This is a genomic window from Pseudohoeflea suaedae (assembly GCF_004354915.1).
Classification (GTDB): Bacteria; Pseudomonadota; Alphaproteobacteria; order Rhizobiales; family Rhizobiaceae; genus Pseudohoeflea; species Pseudohoeflea suaedae.
This window is the reverse complement of record NZ_SMSI01000001.1, coordinates 1,124,587-1,140,693: the sequence shown is the minus strand read 5'-3', so window position 1 is coordinate 1,140,693 and position 16,107 is coordinate 1,124,587. Positions and strand designations below refer to the sequence as shown.

Sequence of the window (16,107 nt, the reverse complement as noted above, 5' to 3'; positions counted from 1 at the left end):
CCGCCTAGTCGAGGGTTCGCCTGAACCGCAGGAGCGCAAGCCCGGCATAGATCAAGACGAACAGGAAGAGCGCCCCGATCTCGTTGGATATGGTCACGAAATCCGTACCCTTGAGCATCACCGCGCGGATGACCCTGAGAAAGTGCGTGAGGGGAAATATCTCGCCGAGCATCTGCGCCCAGTCCGGCATGCCGCGGAAAGGAAACATGAAGCCCGAAAGCATGAGCGAGGGAAGGAAGAAGAAGAAGGTCAGCTGCATGGCCTGCATCTGCGAGCGCGCCAGTGTGGAGAACGTATAGCCGAGCAGCACCAGCGACATGACGAAGATCGCTATCCCGCCCAGAAGAAGAGGCATCGAGCCGACGAAGGGCACGCCGAAGAGAAAGCGGGCGGCGCCGAGCACCACGAGCACCTGAACCGCCCCCACCATGAGATAGGGGATGACCTTGCCCAGCATGATCTCGAGCGGGCTCGCGGGCATTGCGAGCAGGTTTTCCATGGTGCCACGCTCGGTTTCGCGCGTCAGGGCCATGGAGGTCATCATCACCATCGTCAGCTGCAGGATGACGCCGAGCAGGCCGGGGACGATATTGTACTGGGTGATGCCTTCGGGATTGTAGAGCCGGTGCACGACGACCTCGAGCTCTCTCGCCTTCTCGCGCGCCGACTGGACTTCCGCCGACTGCTCGCGCAACAGGGCCTGGGCGGCAACGGTCGAGAGCGTGGAGATCGCACCCGATGCGACGGACGGGTCGGTCGCATCCGCCTCGATGAGGATCTGCGGATGATCGCCCCGGATCACCCGGCGCGCAAAATCGCCGGGGATGGTGACGACGAAGGAGACGGTGCCGTTCTCGAGGAGCCTGTCGCCCTTCTCGGCGCTGTCGACGAGGTAGTCGAAACGGTAATAGCCGGTATTTTCAAGCGCCGAGACCATGGCGCGGGTATATTGGTCCTGGCTCGCTGTAACCAGCGCGGCAGGAAGTCCCTTCGGATCCAGATTGATCGCGTAGCCGAAGAGAATGAGCTGCACCAGCGGCACGCCGAGCATCATGACGAATGTCACCCGGTCGCGACGCATCTGGATGAGCTCCTTCAGGATGATGGCGTGGAGCCGTCTGAGCGAAAACAGCGTGTTCATGCCATGTTGTCCCGTGCATTCGCCATGAACTGGATGAAAACGTCCTCAAGGCTCGTCTCGCCTTTCGTCCACTGGCTGCCCGTCTCCGACGAGACCTGCCGGACGGCGGCTTCGAGCTTGTCGTGATCGGTGCCGACCACGTGCAGCGTGACGCCGAAGGGTGCGACCTGGTCGACACCCTCGATCCGGCGCAGCCGCTTCTGAGCCTCGGCGAGGTCTCCGCCCGTCACCAGAAGCGTGAAGAGCCCGGCATTGTCGACCACCTCGTCGACCGTGCCGCTCGCAATCAGCTTGCCGTAGGAAATGTAGTGGATGCGGTGGCAGCGCTCCGCCTCGTCCATGTAGTGGGTTGAGACCAGCACCGTCAGGCCGTCGGCGGCGCGGGCATGGATCTCATCCCAGAATTCGCGCCGGGCATTGGGGTCAACACCGGCGGTGGGTTCGTCAAGCAGGAGAAGGCTCGGCTTGTGCATCAGGCAGGCGGCAAGCGCTAGCCGCTGTTTCCAGCCGCCGGACAAGGTGCCCGCCAGTTGCCGGCGGCGGGAGTAGAGCCCGAGATCCTCCAGCGTGTCGCGTACCGCCTGACCGACCGGCTCGAGCTCGTAGAGCCGTGCGACGAATGCCAGGTTCTCCTCGATCGAGAGATCCTCGTAGAAGGAGAAGCGCTGCGTCATGTAACCGACCTCGCGCTTGATCCTGAGCCCCTCGGTCAGCAGATCGTGGCCGAGCACGGTCCCGTGGCCGGTATCGGGTTTCAGGAGACCGCACATGACGCGGATGGTCGTGGTCTTGCCCGAGCCGTTGGGCCCCAGAAATCCGGAAATCTCGCCGCGCCCGACCGCCATGGAGACATGATCGACAACGGTCTTGCCGTTGAAGCTCTTGGTCAGGTCGTGGACGTCGATCACGTTCATTTTTTGGCCATTTCCAGATCGACATCGACGATCTGGCCCGGCTTGAGCGCCGTATCGCCTGTCTCCGGCCGCGCCTCGACGAGATAGACGAGCTTCTGGCGATTTTCGAGCGAGTAGATGACCGGCGGCGTGAATTCGGGGTCGGGCGAGATATAGGATATCCTGGCGCGCGTCTTGTCCGAGCAGCCGTCGCAGCGGACCGGGAGTTCGTCGCCGAGCGCGATGGAGGACAGCGCGCTTTCCGGCACGTAGAGCTTGAGCTTGATCGCTCCGTCGGGCAGCACCGACAATACCGGCGCCTGCGGTCCCGCCACCTCGCCGGGGTTCCTTATGATGTCGTAGACGATGCCGTTGACCGGGACCGAGATCGAGCGCTGCGCCAGCCGCCATTCCGCCTGTTCGAGCGTTGCCTGCGCCTGTTCCACCTGGGCGTTGGCGGCGGCAATCTCGTCCTTTCGGGCAGGCAGTTGCGCCACCGCCAGATTGGCCTCCAGTTCCGTGACCTTGGCGCGGGCGAGTTCGAGACCGGTTTCGGCGCTGTCATATGCGGCCTGGGTGGCGATGCCGCGTTTGAGAAGGTCCGACTGCCTGTCGAAGGTCTTCGACGCCTGACCGGCCTGGGCCTTCGCGCTGGCAAGCGAGGCCTGAATGGCGGCTATCTCCTCGGGCCGCCTGCCCTGGCGAAGATTGGCGAGATTGCTCTCGGCCTGCGCCAGAGCGGCACGCGCCTGTGCCACTGCGATTTCCGCGTCCCGCTTTTCCAGTTCCACCAGCGGCGCATCCGATTTCACGCGATCGCCGCGCTCGACGGACACCGAGACGATCTCGGCCGTCTCGATCGGGGCGGCAAGAACGAATTCTCCCTCGGCATAACCGACGGCCAGCGGATGGGTAACGGGACAGGCGGAAAGCAGTCCGCCGATCAGCGGTATGGTACAGAGAAACGCGCTCATGAACCGGCTCCTGTCTTGTTGGCTGCTGCAAAGGCGCGAATGTTTCCGACCACGACCTCGCGGATCGATGCGATCTCATCGGGGCCGAACGTTTCCCACTCCATGCGACGGGCGACGATGTGCGCGCCAAGACGGAAATAAAGAACCTGGCCGACGATCGTGAAGACGCCCAGCCGAATGATCTCGTCTTCCGGATCCCGCCCCGTTGCCACTCCCATGAGCCGGCACATCCGCGAATGGACCGGCTGGAAGACCTGTCCGTAAAGCCTTTCGAAGACCTCGCCGGGACGAGCGACCTCGCCAAGGATGAAGGCCGCCAGGTCGCGTGCGCGGTCCTGCCCCAGCAGGAAGCCGAGTGCTGCGGCAATCGCCGTCTCGATGATCTTCAGCGCCTGCTCGGGATCCCCTTGCGGATCGCTTTTCAGAACCACTTCGCCGATGACGCGACTGATCTGTTCGGCCGCCATTTCAGCGCAGGCCATCCTGAGCCCGTCCTTGCCGCCGAAATGGTAGGCGATGGAGGCGATATTGGCGTTGGCCTCGGCCGCGATCTCGCGTGTGGAGGTGGCCTCGAAACCCTTGGCGCCGAACAGCCTCGTAGCCGCACTCACGAGTTCCATGCGGGTTTCCTCACCCGCCCTGCCTGCATCCCTGTTCCACGCACCTTTTGCCATCACATTCTCCATCGACGACAGGAGAATAGCACCAAGCAAGATTTAATCAATCGTTTGATTTAATCTTGCTGAATTCGTCGCGCTTCGCGGTGCCTTGCTGAAATGGAGAAATCAGGCGGCTCGGCAGTCGGCGCAGAAACCGCGCAGTTCGACAACGGATTTGCTGAGCGCAAACCCTGTCGCCTCCGCCAGCTCGCGCAGCCGGTGGTCGAGTTCGGAATCGGAGAGTTCGGTCACCTGCCCGCATTTCTCGCAGATCGCGAAGGCGGCGGCGGAATGGGCTTCGCAATCCTTGTGACTGCAGGCAACGAAGGCATTGAGGCTCTCGAGGCGGTGAACCATGCCGAATTCGACCAGCTTGTCGAGCGCGCGATAGACCTGAAGCGGTGCGCGAAATCCTTCGGAGCGGAGCTGGTCGAGGATGGTATAGGCCGACAGCGGGCCCTCGGCCTTCGACAATTCGCCGAAAACCAGCGCCTGGTTCTTTGTCAGTGCCGCGTGATCGTGAACATGCGCAGTCATGGCCGAAATCCTTCCTCCCTGGCGTCGTTCGCCCGCGCAGTCCTGCGACGGTCGACAAGCCGAGCCAGTGGCGACAAGCTTAGCACGAAAAGACAGAGGGCGGCGACGACGATTGCGGGGCCGGACTGGGGATCCCACAGCCTTGATGCACCGAGGCCCAGACACACGGACACGACGCCGAATATCGCGGCGAGGATCGCCATCTGCTCCGGTCCGGTGGCAAATCGACGGGCGGTGGCCGCAGGTATGACAAGCATCGCGGTAATGAGCAGAACGCCGACGACCTTCATCGCGATGGCAATGACGACTGCCATCAGAACCATGAAGATGAAATTGGCCTTCGTGACATTCATGCCTTCGGCTTCGGCCAGTTCCGGGCTGACGGTGGCCGCGAAGAGCGGCCGCCAGATGAGGGCGAGGACGGCAAGCACCGCGGCGCCGCCGATCCAGATCAGCGCGACGTCGATGCGCGATACCGACAGGATGTCGCCGAACAGCAGACCCATGAGGTCGACGCGGAGCCAGGCCATGGTCGATATCACCACGAGACCGAGCGCGAGGGCAGAATGCGAGAGTATGCCGAGCAAGGCGTCGGAAGAGAGCCCGGCGCGGCGTTCGAGAGCCAGAAGCGCCAGCGAGACGAAGAGCGCCACGGCGAAGACCGCGAGCGTGACGTTGATCTCGAGCAGGAAGGCGAGCGCCACGCCGAGAAGCGCGGCGTGCGCCAGGGTGTCGCCATAATAGGCGAGCCGGCGCCAGACGATGAAGCAGCCGAGCGGACCGGCGACAGCAGCCATGCCGATACCGGCGAAAAGGGCGCGGACGAAGAAGTCATCGAGCATCAGTTCCGCCCTTCCCTGTTTTCGTCTTGAGCATGTTGCGGGTGGTGATGGTCATGATGATGGGAACCGTGATCATGGTCGTGATGACCGTCATCGGGATGGCAGTGCGCGGTGATGGACCCGTCAGCATGGCGCACCCGCCCGTCTTCGAGGTGGGTGTGATCATGATGATGCTGATAGACCGCGAGCTGCGGCGCGCCACGCGCTCCGAAAAGCTGGCGGTACTCCTCACTGTCGGCGACGGATGTCGGCGTGCCCTGGCAGCAGATATGACCGTTGAGGCACAGAACCCGGTCGGTCGCGGCCATAACGACATGGAGATCGTGAGAGATCAGGAGAACGGCGCAATTGAGCTCGTCACGGATTTTGCCGATCAGATCGTAAAGGGCGATTTCCCCGGCAAAATCCACGCCCTGTACCGGCTCGTCGAGGACCAGGAGTCCGGGCTTGCGGGCGATGGCGCGAGCCAGCATCACCCGCTGAAACTCGCCACCGGAAAGGTTGCGCACTTCCGATCCGGCAAGATGGGCCACGCCGGTGCGCGCGAGCGCCGCATCGCTCTCGGCTTTCGACAGGGACCGGGTCAGCCGCATGAAGCGCTCGACGGAGAGCGGCAGGGTCCAGTCGACCGACAGTTTCTGCGGCACGTAGCCGACGACGAGATCCGGCGCACGCCAGGCGCTGCCCTCATCCGGCTTTTCAATCCCGAGCACCATCTTTGCGGTGGTCGACTTGCCCGATCCGTTGGGCCCTATCAGCGTCAGGATCTCGCCCGGACGGATCTCGACATCGATCCCGCGCACCAGCCAGCGCCCCGAACGGAAAACGCCGGCGCCCCTGAGCGACACGATAGCGGGGCCTGTCGTGTCAGGCGCTTGCTTCATCGAAGCGGTTGGAGTTTCGGCCATGTGGTCCATGAGGCGGTCCTGAATATTCTCTCTTGCGGCGACCTATTGCACACGTTATACAATTACGCAATGTTATCTTATAACATGACATAAAAAGGACTGCTCCATGCGTTTTCAACTCCCCCTGCTCCGCTCCACGCTTGCCCCCGCCCTGACAGGCCTGGCGCTCTCCGTTTCACCGTTCGCGGTTTCGATGGCCCATGCCGAGCCCTCAGTCATCGCGTCGATCAAGCCGGTTCACTCGCTCGTCGCGGCGGTCATGAAAGGTGTCGGGGAACCGGAACTTCTCGTCGATGGCGCATCGTCGCCGCACGGGTATCAGATGAAGCCGTCGCAGGCAGGCCAGCTGCAGAGCGCCGACGTGGTGTTCTGGGTCGGGCCGGAGCTCGAATCCTTTCTGGTCAAGCCCGTCGAGACAATCGCCGGTTCGGCCCAGTCCGTGCCGCTGATCGATGCAGCCGGGGTCACCAGGCTCGCACCGCGCGAGGGCGGAACCTTCGAACACCACGATCATGCTCACGAAGGCGAAGCCCATGAGAACCATGAGAGCGACGACCATGCCCACTCCGAGCATGCGGACGAGGCTCACAAGCATGAACACGAAGAAGCGCATGAACACGGCCATGACCATGGAGAGGTCGATCCGCATGTCTGGCTGGACCCGGAGAATGCCAAGGCTTTCGTCGCAAAGATCGTGACGGTGCTGTCGGCCGCAGACCCGGCCAACGCCGAAACCTATGCCGCCAACGGCAAGGCGGAAGAAGAAAAGCTCGACACGCTGATCGAGACGGTGAACCAGACGCTCGATCCCGTACGCGACCGCAGCTTCATCGTCTTCCACGATGCCTATCATTATTTCGAGAACCGCTTCGGCATGGAAGCCTCCGGCTCGATCACCGTCAATCCCGAACTGCGTCCCGGTGCGGAGCGGATCAGCGAGATCCAGACCAAGCTGAAATCGCTCAAAGCGGCCTGCGTCTTCGCCGAACCGCAATTCGAGCCGAAGATCGTGTCTGTCGCCATCGAAGGCAGCGACGCCCATGCGGGCACACTCGACCCGGTTGGCGCGGAACTGACGCCGGGGCCGGACCTCTACCCGGCTCTCATCGAGAACCTGGCGAAATCGATGAGCGATTGCCTGTCGGAAAAATCGTAGGCATCAGTCTGACGAACCGAGCGGAATGACATCGACGGCCTGATCGCTGGTCTGGCCGCCCGCCGTCCGCATGCTCCCCTTTACCGGGGCAACCTCGCCATAGTCCCGGCCATAGGCCACCACCACATGGTCGGGACCGGCGAAGGTCGCATTGGTGGGGTCGTATTCGACCCAGCCGACATGCGGTCCGCACCAGGCGGAAACCCAGGCATGCATGGCATCGGCGCCTTCCAGCCGAGGCTGGCCGGGCGGCGGGATGGTGCGGATGAAACCGCTGACATAGCCTGCCGGAATACCCAGGCTCCGCAGACCCGCAATCATGATGTGGGTGAAATCCTGACAGACGCCGCGACGTTCGGCGAAGGCTTCCGCCGCCGGCGTGTCCACGGTCGTGGCATCCGGATCGAACGTCATGTCGCGATTGAGAGCCAGCCCCAGTGCCTCGACCCTGCCGGCCACGCTGCGATTTGTCGCCGTGACGTCGCGCGCATAGGCGGCGATTGCCGGATCGGCGGGCGCCCGCATGGTCGGCGCGCAGAAATGAACCGGCGAGGACGGACCGAGATCGCGCCACCCGGCGATTTCGGCGGCCAGCGCATCGGGTGGCGTCGGCAGTCCTTCCGGAAAGGCGCTTCCCGTCACCTCGACGCGTGCCTGCAGGCGGATGTCGACTTCCTTCACCGCACCGTCAAGCGCCACCGCCGTTTCGGCGTTGCCGAAGAAATCGAACCTGTCCTCCCGCCGTGTCGGCAGCGGCGTGATCGACAGATTGCCGGCGATCAGCCGCTGGCGGCCGGGCCGGTCCGCCGGCATGAGATGCACGATCTGCCGGGCATTCACCGCTGCGGCCTGGTAGACGAAGGTCATTGTGAGCGAGATGTCATAGCGCATGGCGGCGTGGCGGCTTCGATCTTCAGTTGAAATATGTCTCGCCCAGATCGTTCGACAGGTCGTAGATCTGCGCGGCAAGCGTGCTGAGCGCCTTGGCGTCGAGCGTCTCGGGCGTATGGACGGAAATATCGGTCGACAATCGCAACGCTGCCTTGGCGAGCGGTGAGAGCCGTCCTGCCTCGCCGGCGCCGGGCAGCAGGTTGATGTGACTGACGATCTCCTCGATCTGGCTGGCGACCGACCGCGGATTGAGGGGATCGAGCCCCAGAAGGTCCGTGACGGTCGCGCGGTTGATGTTGACCGAATAGCGGCGCCGGTGGGTCATGACGCTGTCGCCGATCTCGATACAGAGGTCGAGCCCGCCTTCCGGCGCAATCGGGTCGGCAAATATCTGCAACAGATGCACGGTGCTGATGGCGCGCTCGAGTGCCCGGCCGAGCGATAGGAATCGCCAGCCGGCAAAGCGGTACATGTTGTCGTGAACCAGACCTGAGAAGCCGGTGATCTTGCGCAGGAGAACGCCCATGGCGACGGCGGCGTCGTCACCCCGGTCGACGGATTTGCTCATCCGCTCGACTGTCTTCTGCAGGTCGGCAAGCGAGGCCCAGGCGTCGATGGAAAAGCGGTCGCGCAGCCGGTTGGCGCTGCCGGTCGCAGCCCCCAGCTCGCCGATAAGGGCGTCGGGAATGCCGTCTTCGGTCGAGATACCCCGCGCTTCCAGATAGCTCGCAAGTGAGGGGATCAGAGGGGTCGAGACCTCGGACATCTCGTTGATGCGGCCGTGATAGGCGCGGAGAAGACGCATCGTGCCTTCGGCGCGTTCGACATAGCGGCCGAGCCAGAAGAGATTGTCGGCAGCACGGCTCGGCAGCCAGCCGCTCTGCGCCCGGCCGAATTCGCCAGAGCCGCTTTCCAGAATGCTCTCGCCGATGACCGGCTTGTCGGAGATCACCCAGACATCGGCCACGGAGCCGCCGCGACTGAGAGACACGGCGGAGGGATCGGCATCGCTTGCCGCGATCCGCCCGTAGCCGCCCGGCATCACCTGCCAGCCCGACGGCGTGCGGGCCATGAAGACGCGGATCGACATCGGGCGGGGAACCACCCTCCCCTCGCTCCAGACCGGAGTGGTGGACAGGGTCACAGCTTCCTGGCCGACCAGCTGCGGACCGGAGGCTTCCAACCACTCGGCCAGGCTTCCGGCGGAAGCCGGACGGAGCTCGCCGCCGAGGCTCGTCTCGCGATCGGGTTCGAGCGGCATGTGGAGCGAATTGGCCGGGCCGATCATCAGCCTGCCCGCATTGGCGAGCACGTGCGCGCGCTCGGCCTCGGAACCGCACCACCAGGTGGCGATATTGGGAATTGCCAGCGGCTTGCCGGTCAGGACTTCGCAGAGGCGCGGCAGGAAGGCCATGAAGGCGCGGGCCTCGAGAACGCCGGACCCGAGCGCGTTGACCATGTGGACGGTCCCCGCTCGCAGTGCGGACAGAAGCCCGGGCGTGCCGAGGCGGGAGGTCTCGTCGAGCTCCATCGGATCGGCCCAGTTGGCATCAAGCCTGCGCCACAGGACCGAGACGGGCTGCGGGCCGGAGATGGTGCGTACCATCAACTGGCCGTCGATCACCGTCAGGTCTTCGCCTTCCAGAAGCGCCATGCCGAGATAGCGGGCGATATAGGCATGCTCGAAATAGACATCGTTCATGGGCCCTGGGGTGAGGATGCCGACGCGGCTGTCCTCTTCCTTGCGCAGCCGGTTGAGCCCGTCGCGGAAGGCCTTGAAGAAGGCACTGACGCGGACGACGTTCGCATTGCGGTAAAAGCCCGCGAAACTGTGGGTGGAGGCCATGCGGTTCTCGAGCGCATAACCCGAGCCCGACGGCGCCTGGGTGCGATCGCCCAGCACCCACCATCGGCCATCCGCGCCGCGCCCGATATCGAAGGCGACGAAATGGAGATAGCGGCCGGAGGCGGGCCTAAGGCCCACCATGGGCCGCAGCCATTCGGGATTGCCGGCAACCAGCATGGCCGGCAGATGGCCGTCGCGGGTCAGCCGGTTATCACCGTAAAGATCGGCGAGCACGGTTTCGAGAAGGTCGGCGCGTTGCCTGAGCCCGCTCTCGATCTCGGTCCACTCATCCTGCGAAATGACGACGGGGACCGGGCTTAACGGCCAGTCGCGCTCCGAACGGTCGGCATCGCCATATTGGCGGTAGAAGACGCCGGCCTCGCGCAGATAGCTCGCGCCGCGTGCGAACTGGGCATCGAGCTGCTCGGACGATCGTGACGCGAGATGGGTTATCAGATCCGTCCAGACCGGCCGGACCGAGCCGTGGGCGTCGAGGAGTTCATCGGGTGCCCCGGGTATCGGCGCATATCCCGAGAGAAAATCGCCGATACTACTGTCCGGGAGAGGCTTGGTGGTGATCATGTCAGACCATGGGTGGCCGCCGCAGATCGAGCGTCATCGGGAACTCCGGATGCGGGATCTCGTAGGGCGGGTTGTAACTTCCCGGGTTATGACCCCGTGGTTCGAAACGCGCAAGCCGCCGCGCTTCGGCTTCGTTGCCGTTGACCGGGAAAGTGTCGTAATTCCGCCCGCCCGGATGGGCCACATGGTAGACGCAACCACCGAGCGCCCGACCCGACCAGGTGTCGTAGATATCGAAAGTCAGCGGCGCATGGACAGGAACGACGGGATGCAGCGCCATGGCCGGCTGCCAAGCCTTGTAGCGAACCGCGCCGACAGACACGCCATTGGTCGATGTCGGCGTCAGCGGCATCTTGCGTCCGTTGCAGGTAACGACATAGCGGTCCGGGTCGGCGCTCGCCAAGCGCACCTGCAGGCGTTCGACCGAACTGTCGGTGTAGCGAACCGTACCGCCGATCGCGCCGGTTTCGCCCAGAACGTGCCAGGGCTCGAGCGCCTGGCGAAGTTCGAGCTGCGCACCGTCATACTCCACGGAGCCGCAGAACGGGAAGCGGAACTCCGCCTGCGCCTCGTACCAGTCCGGCCTCAGCGAGAAGCCGTGCCGGTCGAGGTCGGCGAGCACGTCGAGGAAATCCTCCCAGATGAAATGGGGCATCATGAAACGGTCGGAAAGCGTCGTGCCCCAGCGGGTGAACCTGCCCTTGACCGGGTTCTCCCACATGCGCGCGATCAGCGCCCGCAGCAGCACCTGCTGCGCGAGGCTCATGCGCGGATCGGGCGGCATCTCGAAGCCGCGGAACTCGACGAGGCCAAGCCGCCCGGTCGGGCCATCAGGCGAATAGAGCTTGTCGATACAGATTTCGGCCCGATGGGTGTTGCCGGTCACGTCAACCAGAAGGTTGCGCAGAAGACGATCGACGAGCCAGGGCAACGGCGCATCGCCCTCACCCGGGCGCGGGATCTGCGCGAGCGCGATCTCGAGTTCGTAGAGGCTGTCATGGCGGCCTTCGTCGATGCGCGGCGCCTGACTGGTGGGGCCGATGAACATGCCGGAGAAGAGATAGGACAGGCTCGGATGACGCTGCCAGTGCAGGATCAGGCTCGCAAGCAGGTCCGGGCGTCTCAGGAACGGGCTGTCGAGCGGCGTCGCACCGCCCACGACGACATGATTGCCGCCGCCGGTTCCGGTGTGCCGGCCATCGATCATGAACTTGTCGGCGCCCAGCCGGCACTGCCGGGCTTCCTCGTAGACGCCCTCGGTGATCGCCACGCATTCCTCCCAGCTGGCAGCCGGGTGGATGTTGACCTCGATGACGCCGGGATCGGGAGCGACGCGGATCACATTCATGCGCGGATCGTGCGGCGGCTGGTAGCCCTCGATATGGACCGGAAGCCCCAGCGCCCTGGCCGATTCTTCCGCTGCCGCCACGAGTTCAAGATAGTCCTCCAGGCGGACGACCGGCGGCATGAAGACGCAAAGCCGGCCATCGCGCGGCTCGACGGAAATCGCGGTGCGAACCGCACCTCCGAGTTCCCCGATCTCCTGCTCAACGATCTCCTGACCGCCTTCGGCGGCCGTGAAGCGGGCCACGCGCTGATCCGGTGTCGCAGGATGCGTCTCGTGCGGATCAGCCGGCTTCAGGGCCTCCGGCTCTGGCAGATCGCCGCGCGGTTCGGTCGGGTCCTGCGGGTTGATGAAGGGATAGGAGGCTTCCGGCACGTGCGGCAGCGAGCCGAGCGGCAGGCGGTATCCTACCGGGCTATCGCCGGGGACCAGGAAGATCTTGCCACGGCGCAGGGTCCACAGTTCCGATTGCCAGCCGCCGCCAGCCGCTTTCGACTGCCATTTCTGGATCGGCAGGACGAAGCCGCTGGGTTTCGACAGGCCTCGCTCGAAGACGGTCGCCATGCGGTGACGTTCCTCGGCGTCTTCGATCTTGGAGTTTTCGGGCGTGACGTTGTCCGGCAACTTGCCTTCCTTGAGGATCCATTCGGCCGGATCCTCGAAGGCGGGCTGGACGTTTTCCCGCTCGACGCCCAGGCGGGAGGCGAATGCCTTGAGAAGCGCCTCGGCATTTTCGGGCGTCGCCTTCTCGTTTTTCGCATTCTCCTCGGCAATCAGCGACGGATCGCTCCAGATGGGCTTGGTGTCGCGGCGCCAGTAGAGCGAGAAGGTCCAGCGCGGCAGTGTCTCGCCCGGATACCACTTGCCCTGGCCGTAATGGAGAAAGCCACCCGGCGCGAACCGTTCGCGCAGACGGCGGATGAGCTTGTCGGCCAGATCGCGCTTCTGGGGACCGACGGCCGCAGTGTTCCATTCGGCGCTCTCGAAATCGTCGATCGAGACGAAAGTCGGCTCGCCACCCATGGTCAGACGGACGTCACCCGCCTTGAGATGCTCGTCGACCTTGCGTCCGAGCGCATTGAGATCGGCCCATGCCTCCTCGCTGAACGGCCTGGTGATGCGCGGGTGCTCGGCAACACGCCTGACCTGCATGTCGAAATCGAAATTGACTTCGGCATAGGACGCCATGCCCGAAATGGGCGCGGCGTTGCGATAATGCGGGGTGGCGGCGAGCGGAATGTGGCTTTCGCCGGTCAGCAGGCCAGAGGTCGGGTCGAGGCCGATCCAGCCGGCGCCGGGAATGAAAACCTCGGCCCATGCGTGAAGGTCGGTGAAATCGTGATCGGTGCCCGACGGACCGTCGAGCGCCTCGAGATCAGGCTTGAGCTGGATAAGATAGCCCGAGACGAAACGAGCGGCGAAGCCGAGATTGCGCAGGATCTGGACGAGCAGCCAGCTCGAATCCCGACAGGACCCGGTACCCGCGGCGAAGGTTTCCTCGGGCGTCTGGACACCGGGCTCCATGCGGATGACGTAGCCGATCTCGTTGGCCAGTCGGGCATTCAGCCCGACGACGAAATCCACGGTGCGCTGGGTATCGCGCGGCACGGTATCGAGAAAAGCCTGAAGCCTGGGACCGACGGGCTCGGGTTTCATGTAGATCGACAGATCGTCCAGCAATTCCTCGGGATAGCCGAAGGGCCATTCCTCGGCCCTTTCCTCCACGAAGAAATCGAACGGGTTGTAGACGGTCATGTCGGCGACGAGATCGACCTCGATCTTCAGTTCGCGGACGGGATCGGGAAACACGTAACGCGCCAGCCAGTTGCCGTAGGGGTCCTGCTGGTAATTGACGAAGTGATTGTCGGGCGTGACCTTCAAGGAGTGGGAGATGACCCGGGTCCGGCTGTGCGGCGCGGGACGCAGGCGGATGACCTGCGGGCCGAGAGTAACCGGACGATCGTATTTGTAGTGAGTGAGATGGTGAATACTTGCTAGTATGGCCATACAGGCGTCCGCACTCCTGAAACAGAAAAGGTCCGGCTTCGACAACAGCTAGGCGAAGAAGCACCAATTCAAAGTGTTACAGGGACGGACATTGGTCAAGGACGATCGGGCGGAATAAGTTCCGGCGCTCCCCCGGAACGACCCCGTCGGCGCAAGCAAAAACGCCGCCCTGACGGACGGCGTCTGCAAACTGCGCGGCGGGCAGATCAGGCGGCGAGCTGGCCGATTTCCTGCAGCACGGAGTCCAGGTCGAGATGCGAGATCATCTGGTTTTCCTGGGAGATGATGGCGGAGGTCATGGCCTGGACCGAATTGCCGCCGACTTCCGGAACGACCTGCATCTGCTCGGTATCGACAGTGATCATGTCCGAGACATATTCGACGAGAAGACCGACGAGCTGATTACGGACATCGGCAACGATGATGGCGGAGCGTTCGGTCGGCTCGATCGGCTCGAGACCGAGGCGGACCGCCATGTCGATGACCGGAATGACCGAACCGCGAAGATTGATCACGCCAAGAACGTGAGCCGGTGAGTGAGCGAGCGGCGTGACAGGCGCCCAACCGCGGATTTCGCGCACCGACATGATGTTGACGCTGAAGACCTGGTCGCCGAGATGAAAGGAAATGATCTCGAGTCCGTTGCCCTTGGAAGAAGTCTGGTTGAAGCTCATCGCATTCCCCGGTTCGCTCGCGGGACCGTGAGGGCGCCGTCTCGCAGAGCGCTCCCGCCACATGTCCAAATCTGTGTTGAACACCCCTGACGCCGGCAAGAGAAGACCGGAAGCGCCACATGTTGTGCGGATCGCCAAGAGACCCTTCGAGAACTGGCTTCATGCCGGGCGCATGGCCCTGTCCTCGCCCCATAGAACACAAGGGAAGTTAACAGAGGCGTAAACAATGAAAGGCGAGTTTTTGGGGCGCACTTTCCCCCTCCCTTCACCATCACATCGCCGCAATGACGTTCATTACATAAAGTTTAGTTGAGGCCATGCCGGTTAGGCATCAAAATGGCGCTCATCAATATGCGTATTTTTACCTGCCCCTCACCTCGGGCTCCCTCATCTCGGAAAGCAAAGCATGAAATTCTGGAAACAGCTGCTGGCCTCGATCGTCGTCCTGGCCATCGCCCTTTTCCTCTGGATCAAGTTCGATCCGAATGCCGGCACCACCCTTGCCGGCATGGGCGTGCCGGTTCCCCAGTCCATGCTGGCAGAGGCGGACGGAAGTGCCGGTCAGACCGGCAACGGCCGCCGCGGCTTCGGTGGGCGCGGCGGGGCGAAGGCCATGGTCGAGCCGGCCGAAACCGGGATCATCAATGATCGCTTCTCTGCCATCGGCACCGGCGCTCCGGTTCGCACCGTCTCGGTACAGCCGCAGGTCTCGGGGCAGATTGCGAGCATCGAGGTCCGCTCCGGCGCGGTCGTGGAGGCTGGTGACGTGCTGGTGAAGCTCGATTCCTCAGAAGAGGAAATTGCGCTCGACGTGGCGAATGTCACGCTCAAGAGCGCCGAAGACAAGATGGCCCGGACCGAGAACCTGCTCCAGCAGCGCACGATCAGTTCGGTGGAGGCCGACGACGTCCGCACAGCGCTCGAGAACGCCCGTCTCTCGCAGCGTCAGGCCGAACTCAACCTCGAGCGCCGCACCGTGACGGCTCCGATCGGCGGGGTGATCGGCATCCTCAACGTCAACCGCGGCGACTTCGTCACCAATCAGACGGTGATTTCCACCATCGACGACCGCGAGCACATCCTCATCGACTTCTACGTGCCGGAACGCCTCGTCGGCGCCATCAAGATCGGCACGCCGGTGGTTGCGACCTCCGTGGCCCGTCCCGGTGAAAATTTCGAGGGCGAGGTGTTTGCGCTCGACAACAGGCTCGACGAAGAGAGCCGCACGCTTCGGGTCCGCGCCGACATTCCCAATGTCGACGACAGACTTCGCGCGGGCATGTCCTTCCAGATCCGCATGAGTTTTCCGGGTGAAACCTATCCAAGCGTCGATCCCCTTGCGATCCAGTGGGATTCGAACGGTTCCTATGTCTGGCGCATCGCCGACGGCAAGGCCGAGCGCGTCGACGTCGCCATCATCCAGCGCAACGCGGAGTCGGTCCTCGTGGATGCGGAGATCGCGACCGGCGATCTGATCGTGACCGAAGGCGTGCAGAACGTGCGCGCCGGCGGCGACGTCGAGATCGTAGGCCCCAACGCGCCCCGACAGGACGACGGCAGCCAGGAAGGCGCGAAGAGCGTCAAGAACAAGGGAACCAGCCAGCCCGGCGTGAAGAACGAAGCGGAGGCAGGCTGATGGCGGAGAACGGGAA

General features: G+C 63.7%; 13 protein-coding genes. 2 read left to right on the top strand and 11 right to left on the bottom strand.

The window, feature by feature from the left end:
* Positions 1-4: 4 nt before the first annotated feature.
* From E2A64_RS05270 to E2A64_RS05240, 7 genes are all read right to left on the bottom strand, one after another.
* The gene (locus E2A64_RS05270) at positions 5-1,141 is read right to left on the bottom strand and encodes an ABC transporter permease (protein WP_133283351.1); all 1,137 of its coding nucleotides are present in this window, start codon (positions 1,139-1,141) and stop codon (positions 5-7) included.
* A complete protein-coding gene (locus E2A64_RS05265; RefSeq protein WP_133283350.1) occupies positions 1,138-2,055 on the bottom strand; it encodes an ABC transporter ATP-binding protein in 918 nt (305 codons plus the stop codon). The genes E2A64_RS05270 and E2A64_RS05265 overlap by 4 nt, the downstream gene beginning before the upstream one ends.
* Positions 2,052-3,008, bottom strand: a complete 957-nt coding sequence (locus E2A64_RS05260) for an HlyD family secretion protein (protein WP_133283349.1) — start codon at positions 3,006-3,008, stop codon at positions 2,052-2,054. The genes E2A64_RS05265 and E2A64_RS05260 overlap by 4 nt, the downstream gene beginning before the upstream one ends.
* The gene (locus E2A64_RS05255) at positions 3,005-3,682 is read right to left on the bottom strand and encodes a CerR family C-terminal domain-containing protein (RefSeq protein WP_158285688.1); all 678 of its coding nucleotides are present in this window, start codon (positions 3,680-3,682) and stop codon (positions 3,005-3,007) included. The genes E2A64_RS05260 and E2A64_RS05255 overlap by 4 nt, the downstream gene beginning before the upstream one ends.
* Positions 3,683-3,793: 111 nt before the next feature.
* Positions 3,794-4,204, bottom strand: a complete 411-nt coding sequence (locus tag E2A64_RS05250) for a Fur family transcriptional regulator (protein WP_133283347.1) — start codon at positions 4,202-4,204, stop codon at positions 3,794-3,796.
* Positions 4,201-5,046 carry a metal ABC transporter permease gene (locus tag E2A64_RS05245; protein ID WP_133283346.1) on the bottom strand — a complete coding sequence of 282 codons (846 nt, stop codon included), beginning with the start codon at positions 5,044-5,046 and terminating at the stop codon, positions 4,201-4,203. Before E2A64_RS05245 ends, E2A64_RS05250 begins: the two co-directional genes overlap by 4 nt.
* Entirely contained in the window at positions 5,046-5,954 is a 909-nt protein-coding gene (locus tag E2A64_RS05240; RefSeq protein ID WP_280177534.1) for an ATP-binding cassette domain-containing protein, read from the bottom strand. The genes E2A64_RS05245 and E2A64_RS05240 overlap by 1 nt, the downstream gene beginning before the upstream one ends.
* Positions 5,955-6,060: 106 nt before the next feature.
* Between E2A64_RS05240 and znuA the strand changes: the two genes are divergently transcribed.
* Positions 6,061-7,110 carry a zinc ABC transporter substrate-binding protein ZnuA gene (gene znuA, locus E2A64_RS05235; protein WP_133283345.1) on the top strand — a complete coding sequence of 350 codons (1,050 nt, stop codon included), beginning with the start codon at positions 6,061-6,063 and terminating at the stop codon, positions 7,108-7,110.
* Positions 7,111-7,113: 3 nt separating this feature from the next.
* Here znuA and E2A64_RS05230 read toward each other — a convergent pair whose 3' ends face one another.
* The 4 genes from E2A64_RS05230 to E2A64_RS05215 form a co-directional block, all read right to left on the bottom strand.
* The gene (locus tag E2A64_RS05230; RefSeq protein WP_133283344.1) at positions 7,114-8,001 is read right to left on the bottom strand and encodes a transglutaminase family protein; all 888 of its coding nucleotides are present in this window, start codon (positions 7,999-8,001) and stop codon (positions 7,114-7,116) included.
* 22 nt (positions 8,002-8,023) lie between these two features.
* The gene (locus E2A64_RS05225) at positions 8,024-10,429 is read right to left on the bottom strand and encodes a circularly permuted type 2 ATP-grasp protein (RefSeq protein ID WP_133283343.1); all 2,406 of its coding nucleotides are present in this window, start codon (positions 10,427-10,429) and stop codon (positions 8,024-8,026) included.
* Position 10,430: 1 nt separating this feature from the next.
* The gene (locus E2A64_RS05220) at positions 10,431-13,781 is read right to left on the bottom strand and encodes a transglutaminase family protein (protein WP_133283342.1); all 3,351 of its coding nucleotides are present in this window, start codon (positions 13,779-13,781) and stop codon (positions 10,431-10,433) included.
* Between the two features lie 206 nt (positions 13,782-13,987).
* Positions 13,988-14,455 carry a chemotaxis protein CheW gene (locus E2A64_RS05215; RefSeq protein WP_133283341.1) on the bottom strand — a complete coding sequence of 156 codons (468 nt, stop codon included), beginning with the start codon at positions 14,453-14,455 and terminating at the stop codon, positions 13,988-13,990.
* A gap of 406 nt (positions 14,456-14,861) precedes the next feature.
* On the opposite strand from E2A64_RS05215, the gene E2A64_RS05210 reads away from it, so the two are divergent.
* The gene (locus tag E2A64_RS05210; protein ID WP_133283340.1) at positions 14,862-16,091 is read left to right on the top strand and encodes an efflux RND transporter periplasmic adaptor subunit; all 1,230 of its coding nucleotides are present in this window, start codon (positions 14,862-14,864) and stop codon (positions 16,089-16,091) included.
* Positions 16,092-16,107: the final 16 nt, after the last annotated feature.

What these genes read in the sequence shown, in the direction of transcription:
- E2A64_RS05270 (WP_133283351.1), bottom strand. Translation starts at nt 1,141, where the DNA reads ATGAACACGCTGTTTTCGCTCAGACGGCTCCACGCCATCATCCTGAAG.
- E2A64_RS05265 (WP_133283350.1), bottom strand. Translation starts at nt 2,055, where the DNA reads ATGAACGTGATCGACGTCCACGACCTGACCAAGAGCTTCAACGGCAAG.
- E2A64_RS05260 (WP_133283349.1), bottom strand. Translation starts at nt 3,008, where the DNA reads ATGAGCGCGTTTCTCTGTACCATACCGCTGATCGGCGGACTGCTTTCC.
- E2A64_RS05255 (WP_158285688.1), bottom strand. Translation starts at nt 3,682, where the DNA reads ATGGCAAAAGGTGCGTGGAACAGGGATGCAGGCAGGGCGGGTGAGGAA.
- E2A64_RS05250 (WP_133283347.1), bottom strand. Translation starts at nt 4,204, where the DNA reads ATGACTGCGCATGTTCACGATCACGCGGCACTGACAAAGAACCAGGCG.
- E2A64_RS05245 (WP_133283346.1), bottom strand. Translation starts at nt 5,046, where the DNA reads ATGCTCGATGACTTCTTCGTCCGCGCCCTTTTCGCCGGTATCGGCATG.
- E2A64_RS05240 (WP_280177534.1), bottom strand. Translation starts at nt 5,954, where the DNA reads ATGGCCGAAACTCCAACCGCTTCGATGAAGCAAGCGCCTGACACGACA.
- znuA (WP_133283345.1), top strand. Translation starts at nt 6,061, where the DNA reads ATGCGTTTTCAACTCCCCCTGCTCCGCTCCACGCTTGCCCCCGCCCTG.
- E2A64_RS05230 (WP_133283344.1), bottom strand. Translation starts at nt 8,001, where the DNA reads ATGCGCTATGACATCTCGCTCACAATGACCTTCGTCTACCAGGCCGCA.
- E2A64_RS05225 (WP_133283343.1), bottom strand. Translation starts at nt 10,429, where the DNA reads ATGATCACCACCAAGCCTCTCCCGGACAGTAGTATCGGCGATTTTCTC.
- E2A64_RS05220 (WP_133283342.1), bottom strand. Translation starts at nt 13,781, where the DNA reads ATGGCCATACTAGCAAGTATTCACCATCTCACTCACTACAAATACGAT.
- E2A64_RS05215 (WP_133283341.1), bottom strand. Translation starts at nt 14,455, where the DNA reads ATGAGCTTCAACCAGACTTCTTCCAAGGGCAACGGACTCGAGATCATT.
- E2A64_RS05210 (WP_133283340.1), top strand. Translation starts at nt 14,862, where the DNA reads ATGAAATTCTGGAAACAGCTGCTGGCCTCGATCGTCGTCCTGGCCATC.